This is a genomic window from Deltaproteobacteria bacterium, assembly GCA_003696105.1.
GTDB lineage: Bacteria > Myxococcota_A > Polyangia > Haliangiales > J016 > J016.
Genome location: RFGE01000204.1, coordinates 18,737 through 32,615, shown reverse-complemented (window position 1 = coordinate 32,615; position 13,879 = coordinate 18,737). Strand labels below are relative to the sequence as shown.

Here is a 13,879-nt window from a genome sequence, read left to right as displayed (position 1 = left end):
CTCGACTCGGCCGCTCCGTCAAGGGGGACTGGTTGACGAACACGATGTGTGTGCGTCCGCGGACTTGGAAGATGTGTAGGGCGGCCCAGGGGGCTCCGGCGTCGCGCCGCAGGAAGCGGGCGACGAGTACGCCACGGTAGCCGTACACGGGGACGGCGTCCACGGACACGCGGTCGAGTCGAAAGCGTCGCTGATAGAAGCGCAGGGTGTCGCGAAACCCCCGGCCAGACTCGAACTGCCCCGGGCCGAGCGGACGGGATCCGGGAGGCAGCGGCTGCCCCCGACCGCCGGCACCGGCCGGCGTCGTGGCGAGGCAGACGGCGACCGCGACGACCGCCGCCGCAGTGTGCGACCGGCCCCGCTTCACGTCTCCGAGTAGATGATCGTCCCGACGTCTTCGCCGTCGAGCGCCGCGCGGACCTGGTCCGGCTTGAGGCCGTTGACGATCTGGCACTCCTTCGTCCACTTCGAGTACGTCATCATCTCGATGACGGACCGCTCGAGGACCAGGTCGGGCAGATCCCGTTTTAGGAGTTCCTGCGCGCTGATCCGCGGGATGTGCGTGGCGTTCGGGTCCTTCTTGGGGTCGTGTGTGAACAGGCCGTCCTCGTCCTTGATGAACAGGGCGCGGCGCACGCCGAGAAACTCGGCCGACAGGAACACGCCGGCGTCGGTCCGGTGCGGCGGGATCCGGCTGCCGCTTTCGCGCTTTTCCCAGTACTCGTACGGCGGCATGCCGTTCATGATCGGAATACAGCCGAGTTGTAGGTACAGCGGGAGTTTCTCGAAGTCGTCCGGCAGGATGAAGATGCCTCCATGCTTGGCCAAGAGCATCTGCATCATGCGCGCGTTCTGCATCGGAATGTACGAGCCGAGCTTGGCGAGCACGCCGGTCGGCAGTTCGAGTTCGCTTGCGATCGAGTAGATGTGGCGCGCGCGGGTGCCGCCGCCGGTGCAGACGAGCACGGCGATACCGCGCTTGCGCGCGGCGACGATCTCGTCGAGTACGGGGAATACGGCGGCTCGCCCGCGGTCCAGTAGACTCTGGCCGCCGAGCTTGAGCACCTTGACGTCCGGCATGACGGCGACGGGCCGGTAGTCGAAACCGCCGGCGCCGGGCTCGGTGAGGGTGGCGCCCGCGAGCGGGCTGTCGATGATCTTGCGGTCCGCGGTCACGGTACGGTCACTCCTTGGTGATGACGGTGCCGACGTCCTCTCCTTCGAGCGCAGCGGTGAGCTGGCCGGGCACGAGGCCGTTTACGATCTGAATGCGTTTGACGTTCTTCGCGTCGCGCCACTGCTCGAACACGGCGCGGTCGAGGATCGACTCGAGGGGCGGGTTCGCCAGGATCTCGGCGAGCGTCGTCTTGCGGATGAGCACGGCGTCGTCGTGTTTCTTGGGATCCTTGTCGTACAGGCCGTCCTCGTCCTTGACGTAGATGAGCTTGCCGAGGGCGAGCACCTCCGCGATCTGGAACAGACCGAAGTCCGAGCCGTGCTCGGGCAGGGCGCCCTCGCGCGCCGGTGGTTCCCAGAAGTGATACGGCGGCACGGAGATCACGATCGGCAGGATGCCGGCGGAGAAGTACAGGGGCAGATCCCAGAAGTGGTCGCGCGGCATCGTGGTGGAACCGTGCTTGGCCAGCAGCGTGTTGAGCATGATGGCGTTGAGTTCCTCCATCGCGCCGACGAGCTGGGCGATGCCGCCGGTCGGGATGCCGAGATCGAGCGCCACCGCGGCGGTGTGACGCACGCGGGTGCCGCCGCCGACACCGACGATAATCTTGTGCTTGCGCGACGCGTGAAGGGCGCCAAGTTCCTCGGCCAGCGGGACGATCGCGTCGCGCCCGCGGTCGAAGATGCTCTGGCCGCCGATGCTCACGAGGGCGACGTCCGGGAAGATCTTGAGATCCTCGCTGCTGTCGGTGCCGGCGACCACGCCGCGGTCCTGCAGCGATTCGCGCATCAGTTTCGATTCGATGTGGGTCCGGCCGTCGCCGGTCACCAGTTTGCTCATGCGGCCTCCGTGGAGTCTGTCTCGTCGCGGTTGTCGGTCGGTGTATCGTGGCAGTCGGGTGCGCACCGCGGATTGCCCCGTGTGGACGATCGCGCGTCGATGGCGCGCAGCAGCGGGGCCGTGACGATGCTGGACAGGACCCCGAACGTGCCATGGACGATCAGTCCGGGGACCAACAGAGCGTACACGACTGCCGGGGGTTGCACACAAAGGGCGATGGCGGTGACCGTCGCGAACCGGCCGAGGGCGGTGACGGCGCCGACCGCAGCCCACGCGGCGCGGCCGGCGTTGCGCGGGACCACCGGCACGAGGACATCGGCCAGCAGGCCCGGTGCGACGTGCTTGAAGATCTCGAAGACGCCGTAGCGGCCGTCGCCCATCAAGAACGCCACCGCGCCCATGGTGAGCCCCGTCCAGGTCGCTCCGAACCGCGCCCGCGTGAGCCGCGCCGCGACGAAGTACAGCGGGATCAGCACGACGCCCTTGTGCCCCGGCGCGAACGGCAAGCCCGGCAGCAGCTTGAGCACCTTGACGCTGAGCATCGTGAGCGCCATGCCGGCGATCACGGCGACGTCGCGCGCGCGGCCGCGATCCGCCTCGCCGGTGTGGGCGACGATGTAGTCGGCAGCGCGGTCGATCTGGGCGTCGATGCGGCTGACGAGGCGCGTCATGTCGCCGCGGCCGAGACGGCCGAGCGCGGCCCAAAAGTCGCGCACGCGGGCCCCGATCCCGCGGGCCGGCGCGTCTGTCGACTCGGGCGGGGGCGCGCCCGCCGCATCGCCGCCCCCGTGGCCCTGGCCGCGCCCGCCGCCGCGGCCCTGGCCGCGCCCGGCGCCGCGGCCCTGGCCGCGCCCGCCGCCGTCGCCGAGTAGTGCGAGGGTCGTGTCGATCGCCAGGGCCGCCATGCGGGGCACGCCGAGCTTGCCGAGTCCCGCGGCCAGCGCGCGCGGGTCGCCGGCGCGCGCGACCTGCGACGCGAGCACGACCGCCGCGATGCGCAGCACCATCCCGAGCCCGAGCGCGGCGCCGGGCACGCTCCACCGCAAGCCGGCGACCGTACGCCACGTCTGGCCCGCTTCGCCCGTCCCGACGAGCGCGTAGGCGACGAAGATCACGCCGAGAAACAGCGCGAGCTTGCGCAGTTGGCGGACGAGGGCGCGGGCGCCGAGTCCGACGGCGACGAACAGTACGGCTTGCGCGGCGGCGACCGCGCCGACCGCGGCGGGGTCGCGCAGGAAGAACACCCCGACGGCGACGGCGACGAGGTACACGGCGCGCAGGCGGGGATCCATGCCCCTCCATCATGCGCTCTCGGGCGCAAAAAGAAAATGCTCGTGTCCGCGGGTGGCTCGCGGCCGGTGCGACTCGCGCCGTCCCGCGCGCAACGGTCACATCCGCCGGTCGAAGTCCACCGGTGCCGCGCGCGCGAACTCGATCGCGCGGGGAATGTCCTGCGGTTCGAGTCCACGCCAGTAGACCACCCAGCGATCGCCGCGCGCCATGCCGTCGCAGTGGGCCGTGTACCACGACACGATCGGATTGTCGGGGCGCGCGCGCCACACGAGCGCCGGGTGGTCGGCGGTCACCGCGCGCCACAGGTCGCGGCCGATGCCGGCCCCGCGCGCGCCGGCGTCCACCGCGAACTTCGACAGGTACGCGCCCAGCGGCGCGGGTTCGACCACCGCCGCGCCGTCGTAGTCGCCCGCGACGTACAACCCGGCGACCGCGCGCGCGAACACGGCAGGGTGCGGTTCGGCGCCGAACGCCGACCGCATCAGCGCAGCCACGCGCGGCACGTCGACATCGGCCCAGCGCCGCGCGACCGCAATCGGGGCGGCGCGGCGGATGAGCGTGCCGGCGCCGCGAACCGTGAACAGTTCGCGCAGCAGGTCGAGTGGGCCCGTGACCGCCGCGGTGACGTCGTGGTCGGCGCCATCGAGGATGCGGCGGGCCTCTTCGACCACGGCGCGCTGGTCGGACGGCAACCTGGGCGCGAGCGCATCGACCTCGCGGACGTCGACGATCGACGGCACGGGTGCGCCGCGCGGTTCGAGACCGGGCCAGGGGCCGAGGAACACGACTTTCTTTGCGCGCCGCGCCCGGACGACGGCGAGCAAGTCGTCGTCGGGCCGGGCGACGTATGGGTGGAGGTCGAGGGCTGCGAGGTATCGCAGGTCGAGATCGAGGGCGGCGCGATCGACGCGCGGGTCGACGGACAGCACGGCGAATCGTTCCGGCCGGTCGGAGCGAAACAGCGCCAGGTAGTAGTCGATCTCGCCGCGGGTCGCGACGCTGGCGAGAAACCGCAAAACGACGTCACTCGGGCGCACGAGCCTGCTCCAGCACGTGTGCGAACAGGTCGACGGCCCATTCGAGGTCGTCCACCGTCACGTATTCGTCGGCCGCATGGGCTTGCTCGATTGCGCCGGGACCGACGACGACGGCCGCCATGCCGGCGCGCACGAACTCGGCGGCCTCCGTCCAAAACTGCAGCGGCGCGAGCGCGCGGACCCGGTTGCCGAGGAGAGTCCGGATCCAACCCGTGTCGCCGGCGTCGAACGGCGGGTTGTCGACGAACGTGTCGATGTCGATGGCCGGGTCGATGGCGGCGGCGCGCGCGCGTACCGCCGCACGCCACCGCTCCATGTCGAAGCCCGGCGGCGGGCGCAGCGACCACGTGAGCGTTGCGGCATCCGGGACGACGTTGAACGCGACGCCGCCGTCGAGGCTCGCGACGTTCAGACAGATGCCCTTCATGTCGTCCGGCCCGTCGTCGAGCGCGGCGCGTCCGAGGTCGTCGAGCGCGATCGCGAGGTGCGCGAGGGTTACGATCGGCTTGGGCAGGCGGTCCGCGGCCGACGAGTGGCCTCCGCGCCCGGCGACTCGCGCGCGCTGGCCCACGATGCCGCGGTGGCGGACGCCGGCGAGGCGCCCGGTGGGCTCGCAGACGATGGCGCGCTCGACCGCGCGCGCGTCCTCGCTGGCGAGGAACGCGCGAATGCAGGTGCCGCCGCGCTCCTCGTCGCCGCTGAACAACACGCCGAAGTCGCGCGGCGAGCGGCGGTCGAGTGCGGTGAGCAGGGCCGCGATCGCCCCTTTGGTGTCCGCGGCGCCGAGGCCGACGACCCGGCCGTCCGAGACTCGCGCAGTCCACGGGTCGGCGGTCCAGCCGGTGTTGGCTGGCACCGTGTCGACGTGAACGTTGACGAGCGTGCGAGGCGTGCCCCAGCGGGCGAACACGTAGGCGCCCATCTGCGGTCGGCCGTCGCGCGTTCGCGGCACGCGGACCACGCGCGCGGCATCGCAGCCGCGCGCGCGCAGCTCGCCCGCCAGGTAGCTGCAGATGGCGACCTCGTCCCCGCCGGGATTCTCCGTGTGATACGCGATCAGGCGGGCCAGCCGTTGTACGCAGGCGTTCATGTTCGGAGGCGCGGCGGGACGGGGTCGTTGTCGGGCAAAGTATGTCGGGGAGGGAGGAACTTGTCACCGGCGGGGTGTCCCGAGTGCGGTATCATAGAACCTACGCATGACCCAGCGTCCCGAACAGAACCTCGACATCATCAAGCGCGCGCTCGGCGCGGACTACCTCGAACACCGCATCCTCGGGCTGGTGCTCGAGGAGGATTTCGAGACCGGCCAGAGCACCGTGCGCGTCGACTTGTCGGATCCCGACGGCAACAACCGGTACACGGTCGAGGGGACGGGCGTGGGGCTGGTGGACGCGCTCACGCACGCGTTGCTGTCGCGGTTCGCGCCGGAATACCGCTCGCTCGAAACGATCGAGTTCACCGGGTTCGACGTGCAGGCCAAGTTCGACACCAAGAACGAGCGCTCCGGGGCCGATGCGATCGGAGTGGTATCGCTCGAGGTCCGCAACAGCGAGGGGCAGGTGTTCACGTTTGCGGACTCGTCCCGGTCGATCGCGTCGTCGGCGGCGCGGGCGGTCCTAGCGGCGGTCGAATACTTCGTCAATTCGGAGCGGGCGTACGTGTCGCTGTACCGCGCGCTGCGGGATGCCAAGGAGCGGGACCGGCCGGACCTGGTGGCGCGGTACACGCGCGAGCTGGCGGAAGTCGTCAAGAGCACCTCCTATACCGAGGTGATCGAGCGGATCAAGAGCGAACTCGACTGACGCGCGCCCGGACGCGCGGGGTGCGGCCCGCTACGCCGTGGAAAACACGGCGAGGTGGACGACGTCGCCGTCGGCGACGAGGGCGGCCAAGCGGAAGGCTTTGCCGATGGCGCGCACGTCCGTGCCCGAGCCGGGCGGAGTCGCGACGGTGGTCGCGCCGGACAACGCGTCGTGTACCGCGGCGTGCAGTGACGGCGGCTGTCGGCCCGACGATCGCGGGCGGTCGACCGCTTCGGCGGCGGCGGCTGCGACGAGGCGGTCGTGCAGGTGCGCGTATGCCTCGGCCGAGCCGACCGCGTCCGCTGCCAGCAGGTGTCCCGCGAGGAACGCGGCGAGCCCGGTCTGCCCCGGTTGGACAGGCGCGGCCGCGCGGACGGCGTCGACGTGGCCGGCGTCGGCGGCGAGCACGTCGCTCAGTGCCATGGTCGGAGCGTGGACGCCGCGCCGGCGGGCGCGGCCCGCGACTTCGCGCCACACGGCGCGCTGGTCGGCGTCGAACCGGCCGCACCAGCGCAACTGGGTGGTGACGCGCGCCATCTTCGACCGGCGCATGTCGGTAGACAGGATCGCGCCGGCGGCGATCGTGCGCGTGCGGTAGTTCCAGCGGCCCTGTTCGACGCACGACACCGGGATCCGGATGCGCGCGCGCGGGGGTACGAGAATCGACGTGTTCACGACCCGGTCCTGCTTGGCGCCGACGAGCTGCTCGCCGTCGAACAGCAATACCGGCTCGTCGCCGGCGTTGTCGACGTGCAGGCAGTTGACGTCGCCTGCTGCGCCGATTTCGCCGACGGTGATGTGGCCGCGGTCGAGGGCGGCCGCAAGTGGCAGGAACGAGCGGGACGCGGTGGGGCCGAACAAGGGCACGAACGTGAGGTCGTCGACGGCGATCGGGTCGCCGGTGCGAATCGCGCGGGCGAACGCGGCGATCGCGTCGATCAGGTCTCTGGGCGCGGCGGCCGTGGGAGTCGGCGAACTCATGTCACCATGTTGGCAACCGCCGCGGACGCGCGAGCGGTGCGATCCGCGGTTTCTACTGCGAATCCAACAGGTTATGCTGTCGTGTCGAAACGCCGACGCCGGCGCCGGCGCGCAAGCGAGCGGGGCCGCGCGCGGCGGGCGCCACGGCACCGACGCCCGCGCGTGCGGCGCGCGCGGGTCGGGGCCGGGGACTCCGGGCACCGGGGCGCCGCGGCCGGCCTACGCGACGGCGTCGACTTCGCAGGCGCGCTCGACCCGCGCGCGTCACGCGGCGCGGGCGTCGGTGTTCCACGCGACGGCGACGTGCCCCCTGCCGAGTTCGAGCGTGCGCGACGGCGTCAGGTCGACGACGCGCGGAGGCGTCCCATCGCCGGAACCACAGGCCCCGTCGGCGTCGACCGGCCACGTGCCGTTCGTGCTCGCCGTATCGATCGCAACCATGCGATCGCCGACGCGAACCACCAGCAGATGGACCCGCGACACGCTTTCGTCGTCGAATGCGCGCAGCAGATCGACGTCGCAGCGGGGGTAGCGGCCGAGCAGGATCCCTGCGGCCGCGGCCGTGTCGCCCACGAGCAGCCGCTCGCGCCCGCCGCCGCGGTGCTCGACGACGAGCTCTCCTACCGGGGGGCCGCCGCCGAGGACGTCCGCGCGACGCGCCTCGAAGGGGCCGCGACCGACGACGACGAGCGTGTCCCGCGGGCTGCCTCGACGACCGGCGGGCGTTCCGCGCGGCGGCCGCCGCACGGCCGGCAGCCCCTCCGGCAGCGGGCGGGCGGTCACGTAGCGGCACGCGGGAAACCGTTCCCATGCCGCATCGGGGTCGTCTGGCCAGTCCGCGGCTTCTCCGGCGGGCAGGCAGAACAGCGCGTAGCCCGCGACGCGCACGCACGCCGGGCCGTCGGCCGTGATCGAGTGCAGCACCGGGTCTCGCTCGGTGCCGAAGCCGATGCCGGTGCGCAGGTCGACCACGCGATATCGAATGCCGGTCGCGTCGAGTGACGACAGCAACGGCGGCACGATGATGGCGAGGTGGCGCAACGCGACCGTCGGGTCATCCGGCAAGTACAGGTCGGCGCGGCTGTGCCGGCCGACGATCGCCGCGTTCGGCCGCGTGGGCGTCGCCTCGACACAGACCGCGCCTGCGATGCGGTCGTGCGTCTCGTCGATCGCGACGATCGCGACACCGGCGGCCGGAAGGCGGCCGCACGTATCGCGCAGCGCCGCGAAGTGCGTGACGAACAGGTCACGCACCGGCCGCGACGGCCAGCGGAATGCAGCCATCGCAGTCGGTGCGTTGCGCGCGCCGCGCGCGTCCGCGCGCTCCCACAACGGGTGGCACGCCGGGCGGGCGTCCTGCGGCGAGTTGGGGCCGGATGAGCATCGGTTCGACATGGGGCCTCCGTGGTTTCACTGGCGCCGGGTTCTTTGCCCGACGTGCGCCCACATTCGGCTACACGGCGGACGCGCGACGGCCGCCGATCGGTGATTTCTCTGTGCGTTCGCGAACTTGTCTGCGCCCGCGGCGGCGCGTACGATCGCGGCATCAGCGGGGTGGGGCCGTGGATCAAACCGAGCGCATCCTGAGGCTGATCGCCTCGTTGCTCGACGCGCGCGAACCGGTGTCGCGCGAGGAAATTCGCAGTTGGTTCCCAGAGGACTACGGCGCGGTGTCGGACGCGGCGTTCGAGCGCAAGTTCTCCCGCGACAAGCAGATCCTGGTCGAACTCGGCCTGCCGCTTCGCTACGTCGACCGCAGCGACGGCGCGGGCTACGTCATCGATCGGCGCGACGTGTTTTTGCCGGAGATCGACTTCGACGTGGACGAACTCGCCGCGCTCGTCATCGCCGGCCGGGGAATGGTTCGCCGGCCGGAGTTCCCGTATCGGGACGACCTCGAGGCGGCGCTCGAGAAGCTGTCGATGGTCACGGCGGACGACCGCCGGCGCGCGGCGCGCGAAGCGGCCAAACGGGTGCTGTTGAACCACCCGGCCCACGCGCCGGTCGCCGACCTGTCGAGCCGCCTCGAGCTGGCCGCGGACGCGGTGGAGCGCGGCCGCCGGTTGCGGGTCGTCTACTGCGCCCTGTACACCGGTGAGGTGGCCGAGCGCACGATCGACCCGTATGCGCTGCGCTGCTGGCGCGGGCGGTGGGCGGTGATCGGCTATTGCCATCTGCGCGGCGAGGTTCGCCAGTTCTCGCTCCATCGCATGCGCGCGCTGTCGCTCGCCGATCCGGACGCGGAGCCGCCCGAGTTCTCGGTGCCGCCCGAGTTCTCGCTCGAAAAGTGGCAGATGCAACCCGCGTGGAGGTTTCGCGTCCATCCGGCGATTCGCACGCGCGTCGAGGTGCGCGCGGATCGCGCGTGGCTGGCCGAGCAGGCGCTCGGCACGCCGGTCGGCCCCGCGCGCGACGGGTGGGCGGCCGTCGACCTGGACGTGACCAACACCGACGGCCTCGTCGAGTGGGCGCTCCGCCAGGGGCCCAACGTGCGCGTCGTGTCGCCGGCGTCGGTGCGCGACCGGGTCGTGGCCGCGCTGCGGGCGGCGGCCGGTCGCGGGGGGGCGGCGGCGTGAGTGCGCGGCTCAGCGCGCGGGTGCGCGACGCGCTCAACTTGATCGCGTTCGTTCGCCAGCGCGGCGGGCGCGCACACGTGCGCGACATCAAACAGGAGCTGGGGCTGGCGGCCGCGCGCGTGCGCGAGTTGATCGAGACGGCGACGATGGCCGGGCGCGCGCCGTTCGGCCCCGACGATCTGATCGACGCGTACATCGAGCGGGACTGGGTTCACGTGGACATCGCGCTCGACTTCGGCCGGCCGATCCGGCTCAGCCGCAGCGAGGCGCTCGCCCTCGCGATCGCGATGCGCGCGCTGATGGGCGGCGGCGACCTCGGGCACGCTGCGGCGCGCGCACTCGACAAGCTGCGCGCCGCCATGTCCGCCGGCGCGCGCGACGCCGTCGACGCCGCCGAGACGCGCGTCGCGTTCGAAGGAGATGACGCCGGGATCGCCGGCCGGGTCGCGCGGCTGCGGGACGCCCAGCGGCGCTGCCGCGCGGTCGACATCGAGTACTACACGGCGAGCCGGGACGCCATGACGCGCCGCCGCGTGCGGCCCTACGCGCTGATCCAGCACCTCGGCCAGTGGTATCTCGTCGGTCGGGACAGCCTGCGCCGCGACGTGCGCATGTTCAAAGTCGAGCGGATCAAGAGCGTGGCCGTCACCGACGAGGCATTCGACGTGCCGTCCGGGTTCAAGGTCGAACGCTACCGCCGGTCCGGCAAACTGCTCGTCGGCCGCGTCGACGAGGCGAGGGTGCGGTTCACCGGACGGGCCGCGCGGGTGGTGCGCGAGGAATGGCCGCCGGACTCGGTCGAGGACGCCGCCGACGGAGCGGTCGTCGGCAGGCTGCACTTCGCGGCGCTCGAGGGCGTGGCCGACTGGCTGCTGGCGCACGGCGGCGACGCGGAAGTCCTCGAGCCGCCCGAGCTGCGCGAAGCGGTGGCCCGGCGCGCGCGCCAGGCGCTGGCGCTGTACGGCGACGGCGCCTGACGGCCCGCGGCCGGCCGCGGGCGCGCCGCGATGGGGCGCAACGCACGACGATCGCACGGGAAAACCGGCTCGGCGGAGCGGGCGTGTCCGGGCGGTTTGCGAGCCTGGACGCGATGTCGCCCGCACGTCCCACGTCTCGCCGTCCCCGCTGCCGCGACTCGCAGCAGCTCGTCCGCCAGTGGAGCCTCGTCCTGCTGCTGGCGCGGTCGCCCCGCTGGTTCACCGTCAAGCAGCTCGCCGACCAGTTCGGCGTGAGCAAGTCGACGATCGAACGCGACCTCGCGACCATCGAGCAGGTGTTTCCCGTCGACGAGCAGCGCGCCGGGGCGCAGCGCAGGCGCTACCGGATCGCCCACGCGCCGCCCGCGGTCGACGCCGCGCGGCCGCTGGGACCGATGCAGCTCGTCGCGCTGTGGTTCGCGCTCGCCGCGCTGCGACCGCTGCGCGACACGCCGCTTTACCGCGATCTCGAACAGGTCGCGCAGGTCGTGCGCGCGCTGCTGGCCGCGCGGGACCACGAGTGGCTCGATCGGATCGCGAGCGTGTTCGACTCCGACGGCACGCTGCCGGCGGAACTCGGCGCGGCGGCCGACGTCGTCGACGGTCTGGTGGACGCCGCGATCCGCGGGCGCCTTTGCGCGGTGCGATTCAGCACGCGCTCGCGGTCCCGGCCGGCGGAGCTTCAGCTCGTGCCTCGACGCCTCGAACTGCGCCGGGGCCGGCTCGCGCTGCGCGGGAAGCCGCCGCGAGGCGCGGAAGTGGCCATCGACGTCGCCGACATCGCCGGCGTCGTGGTCGGCGGCGCGGCGGTTCGCGCCCGGCGCCGGCGCGGTGCACGCGATCCGGACACCGGCGGCGCATCGTGACGGCGCACGCGCGCCGCTACGCGACCCCGGTCCACGGCGCGCCGCTACGCGACCCCGGCGCACGGCGCGCCGCTACGCGACCCCGGTCCACTGCGCGCTGCGCCGCCACAGCTCGGCGGCCAGCGCCGGATCGCGGGCCACGGCGCTCGGCGACCGCCGCCGGCAGTCGTCGTAGTAGAACCCGGACTCGCCGGCGACCTCCGGATCGGACGCGCAGTACAGCGTCGTGCGCGCGCCCTGTTCGGGCGACTTCATGAACGCCTTGATCGCGGCGCGGGCCGGCCAGGGCACGCGCCGCCACACGTCGGTCGCGATCACGCCCGGGTGCAACGCGTACGCGGTGACGCCCGCGTCGCGGTGCCGGCGCGCGAACTCGGCGGTGAACAGCACGTTCGCCAGCTTGCTCACCGCGTATTCGCGCAGGCCGGTGAACGTGGCCGTCGGCCGGCGCACCGCATCCCAGTCGATGCCGCGCGCGTCGAAGTGCGACTTGCTCGACACGTTGACGACGCGGGCGGGGGCGCTGGCGCGCAGGCGGTCCATCAGCAGCGAGGTCCACAAGAAGTGACCCAGGTGGTTGACGCCGAACGCGAGTTCGAAGCCGTCGCGCGTCGCGCCCCGCTGGCCCGCGACGCCGGCGTTGTTGACGAGGACGTGAATCGGGTGGCCGCGGTCGAGCAGCTCGCGCGCCGCGCGGCGCACGTCGGCGAGGTCGCCGAGGTCGAGCCGCACGAAATCGACGCGGTCGTCGCCTGCGGTCGCGCGGATCGCGTCGATCACCGGCCGCGCTCGCTCCTCCGAGCGGCACGCGAGCACGACGCGCGCGCCGCGCGCCGCCAACGTCCGCGCCGTCGCCGCGCCGATCCCGGTGTTCGCGCCCGTCACGACGCACACGCGCCCGGTCATGTCGCCCGCCATGCGCCGAGCATACGCCAGCCCGCGGCCCGTGCGGCCGCCGCCCGGTCATTGGACTCGGTAGCGCTCGAGCTTGCGGTACAAGGTCGCCCTGTTCAGACCCAGGATCTGCGCGGCGCGGCGTTTGTTGCCACCGGTGACGCGCAGCACGTGCACGATGTATCGACGTTCGAGTTCCTCGAGGGACATCAACTCGTCGGCCTCATGTACGAGGCCGGATCGCCAACTCCGGTAGGTGCGAAGGGGCTCGGGCAGGTCCTCGACGAGGATCTCGGTGTGTTGGGCCATCGCAACGGCGTGTTCGATGCAGTTTTGCAACTCGCGAATGTTCCCCGGCCACGGATAGTCGCCGAGTCGCCGAGCGGCCTCCGGGCTCAGCCCTGAGATGGCCTTGCCGGCGCGCGTCGCGCTTTGCTCGAGAAAGCGCTGTGCGAGCAATAGAATGTCGCCACCTCGTTCGCGTAGCGGCGGAACCCGCACCGGCAGTACGGCCAATCGGTAGTAGAGATCGGCTCGGAACCGGCCTCGTTGGATCAGCTCGTCGAGGTCGCAGTGCGTCGCCGCGATCACGCGCACATCGACTGCAACCTCGCGGGTGGCACCGAGTGGGCGGATCGTGCGCTCTTGCAGCGCGCGGAGCAGTTTCGGCTGCAGGGACAACGGCATGTCGCCGATCTCGTCGAGCAGAAGCGTCCCGCCGCGTGCGGCTGCGAACAAGCCCTCGTGGCGCGCGTGCGCTCCAGTGAATGCCCCTTTCTCGTGGCCGAACAACTCGCTCTCGAGCAGTGTCTCCGGTACGGCGGCACAGTTGATCGCGACGAACGGACCCTTGCGGCCGCTGCGCGCGTGCAGCGCGCGCGCCACCAGTTCCTTCCCCGTTCCGGTTTCTCCGACCACCAGAACGGGGGCGTCGGCTACGGCGATGCGGGCCAGCTGTTCGAACAGGCTCCGCATGGCGTCGCTGTTGCCCAGCAGGCGGTCGAACTGGCCGGCCTGGCGCACGCATTCTCGCAGGCGCTGGACCTCGCGCCGCAGGCGGCGGTGTTCGGATGCGCGGCGCAGCGCGAGGGCCAGGGCGTCGACTTCAACCGGCTTGGTGAGAAAGTCGTATGCCCCGCGCGAATGGCGTCGATGGCGGCGTCCATGGACCCGAACGCGGTCATCACGACGACGGGGACGTCGGGGCGGTTCGCGGCGATCCGCTCGCACAGCGCGAGCCCACTGAGGCCGGGCAGACGGACGTCGGCCACCACGGCGTCGAAGTCGTCCCGGCTCACTGCGACCAGCGCGTCGCTCGCATGCGTGCACCATCGAGCGGCAAAGCCGCGCCGCGTGAGACCCGCTTCGAGCGTGCGACAAAGCTCCGCGTCGTCGTCGACGATCAAAACGGAAGGCTCCATGACGGGAGTAACCGT

Annotated in this window: 11 protein-coding genes and 3 pseudogenes; 4 read left to right on the top strand and 10 right to left on the bottom strand. The window is 72.1% G+C overall.

From position 1 onward, the window contains the following. Positions 1-363 precede the first annotated feature (363 nt). From D6689_13660 to D6689_13640, 5 genes are all read right to left on the bottom strand, one after another. On the bottom strand, positions 364-1,230 hold the full coding sequence (locus D6689_13660; protein RMH40493.1) for a uridine kinase: 867 nt from the start codon (positions 1,228-1,230) through the stop codon (positions 364-366). Beyond that, a complete protein-coding gene (locus tag D6689_13655) occupies positions 1,184-2,017 on the bottom strand; it encodes a uridine kinase (GenBank protein RMH40492.1) in 834 nt (277 codons plus the stop codon). Before D6689_13655 ends, D6689_13660 begins: the two co-directional genes overlap by 47 nt. After that, positions 2,014-3,309: a hypothetical protein gene (locus D6689_13650; GenBank protein ID RMH40491.1), complete on the bottom strand. Its 1,296-nt coding sequence runs from the start codon at positions 3,307-3,309 to the stop codon at positions 2,014-2,016. The genes D6689_13655 and D6689_13650 overlap by 4 nt, the downstream gene beginning before the upstream one ends. A 96-nt stretch (positions 3,310-3,405) precedes the next feature. Then, positions 3,406-4,347 carry a hypothetical protein gene (locus D6689_13645; GenBank protein ID RMH40490.1) on the bottom strand — a complete coding sequence of 314 codons (942 nt, stop codon included), beginning with the start codon at positions 4,345-4,347 and terminating at the stop codon, positions 3,406-3,408. Then, positions 4,334-5,437 (bottom strand): M20 family peptidase, encoded by a 1,104-nt coding sequence (locus D6689_13640; protein RMH40489.1) that lies wholly within the window; start codon positions 5,435-5,437, stop codon positions 4,334-4,336. Before D6689_13640 ends, D6689_13645 begins: the two co-directional genes overlap by 14 nt. Before the next feature lie 106 nt (positions 5,438-5,543). On the opposite strand from D6689_13640, the gene D6689_13635 reads away from it, so the two are divergent. Next, positions 5,544-6,149, top strand: coding sequence for a hypothetical protein (locus D6689_13635; GenBank protein RMH40488.1), 606 nt, complete (start codon positions 5,544-5,546; stop codon positions 6,147-6,149). Between the two features lie 30 nt (positions 6,150-6,179). Here the strand turns inward: D6689_13635 and D6689_13630 are convergent, their stop codons facing one another. Both D6689_13630 and D6689_13625 read right to left on the bottom strand, forming a co-directional pair. Continuing rightward, positions 6,180-7,130: a hypothetical protein gene (locus D6689_13630; GenBank protein ID RMH40487.1), complete on the bottom strand. Its 951-nt coding sequence runs from the start codon at positions 7,128-7,130 to the stop codon at positions 6,180-6,182. A gap of 264 nt (positions 7,131-7,394) precedes the next feature. Beyond that, positions 7,395-8,384, bottom strand: a complete 990-nt coding sequence (locus D6689_13625) for an FHA domain-containing protein (protein RMH40486.1) — start codon at positions 8,382-8,384, stop codon at positions 7,395-7,397. A gap of 20 nt (positions 8,385-8,404) precedes the next feature. Here D6689_13625 and D6689_13620 point away from each other — a divergent pair, with 20 nt between their 5' ends. From D6689_13620 to D6689_13610, 3 genes and pseudogenes are all read left to right on the top strand, one after another. Then, positions 8,405-9,706: a WYL domain-containing protein gene (locus D6689_13620; protein ID RMH40485.1), complete on the top strand. Its 1,302-nt coding sequence runs from the start codon at positions 8,405-8,407 to the stop codon at positions 9,704-9,706. After that, entirely contained in the window at positions 9,703-10,683 is a 981-nt protein-coding gene (locus D6689_13615; protein RMH40484.1) for a WYL domain-containing protein, read from the top strand. Before D6689_13620 ends, D6689_13615 begins: the two co-directional genes overlap by 4 nt. A gap of 113 nt (positions 10,684-10,796) precedes the next feature. Next, positions 10,797-10,982, top strand: a pseudogene (locus D6689_13610) (HTH domain-containing protein). A gap of 196 nt (positions 10,983-11,178) precedes the next feature. On the opposite strand, the pseudogene D6689_13605 reads toward D6689_13610, so the two are convergent. The 3 genes and pseudogenes from D6689_13605 to D6689_13595 all read right to left on the bottom strand — a co-directional run bounded on the left by D6689_13605 (position 11,179) and on the right by D6689_13595 (position 13,864). Then, a pseudogene (locus D6689_13605) lies at positions 11,179-11,612 on the bottom strand (hypothetical protein). A 9-nt stretch (positions 11,613-11,621) separates the two neighbouring features. Further along, on the bottom strand, positions 11,622-12,467 hold the full coding sequence (locus D6689_13600) for an SDR family oxidoreductase (GenBank protein ID RMH40483.1): 846 nt from the start codon (positions 12,465-12,467) through the stop codon (positions 11,622-11,624). Positions 12,468-12,512: 45 nt separating this feature from the next. Further along, positions 12,513-13,864 (bottom strand): annotated as a pseudogene (locus tag D6689_13595) (sigma-54-dependent Fis family transcriptional regulator). Positions 13,865-13,879: the final 15 nt, after the last annotated feature.

Coding starts and splice junctions, on each gene's coding strand:
- D6689_13655 (RMH40492.1), bottom strand. CDS start 2,017: ATGAGCAAACTGGTGACCGGCGACGGCCGGACCCACATCGAATCGAAA.
- D6689_13650 (RMH40491.1), bottom strand. CDS start 3,309: ATGGATCCCCGCCTGCGCGCCGTGTACCTCGTCGCCGTCGCCGTCGGG.
- D6689_13640 (RMH40489.1), bottom strand. CDS start 5,437: ATGAACGCCTGCGTACAACGGCTGGCCCGCCTGATCGCGTATCACACG.
- D6689_13635 (RMH40488.1), top strand. CDS start 5,544: ATGACCCAGCGTCCCGAACAGAACCTCGACATCATCAAGCGCGCGCTC.
- D6689_13630 (RMH40487.1), bottom strand. CDS start 7,130: ATGAGTTCGCCGACTCCCACGGCCGCCGCGCCCAGAGACCTGATCGAC.
- D6689_13620 (RMH40485.1), top strand. CDS start 8,405: ATGCAGCCATCGCAGTCGGTGCGTTGCGCGCGCCGCGCGCGTCCGCGC.
- D6689_13600 (RMH40483.1), bottom strand. CDS start 12,467: ATGGCGGGCGACATGACCGGGCGCGTGTGCGTCGTGACGGGCGCGAAC.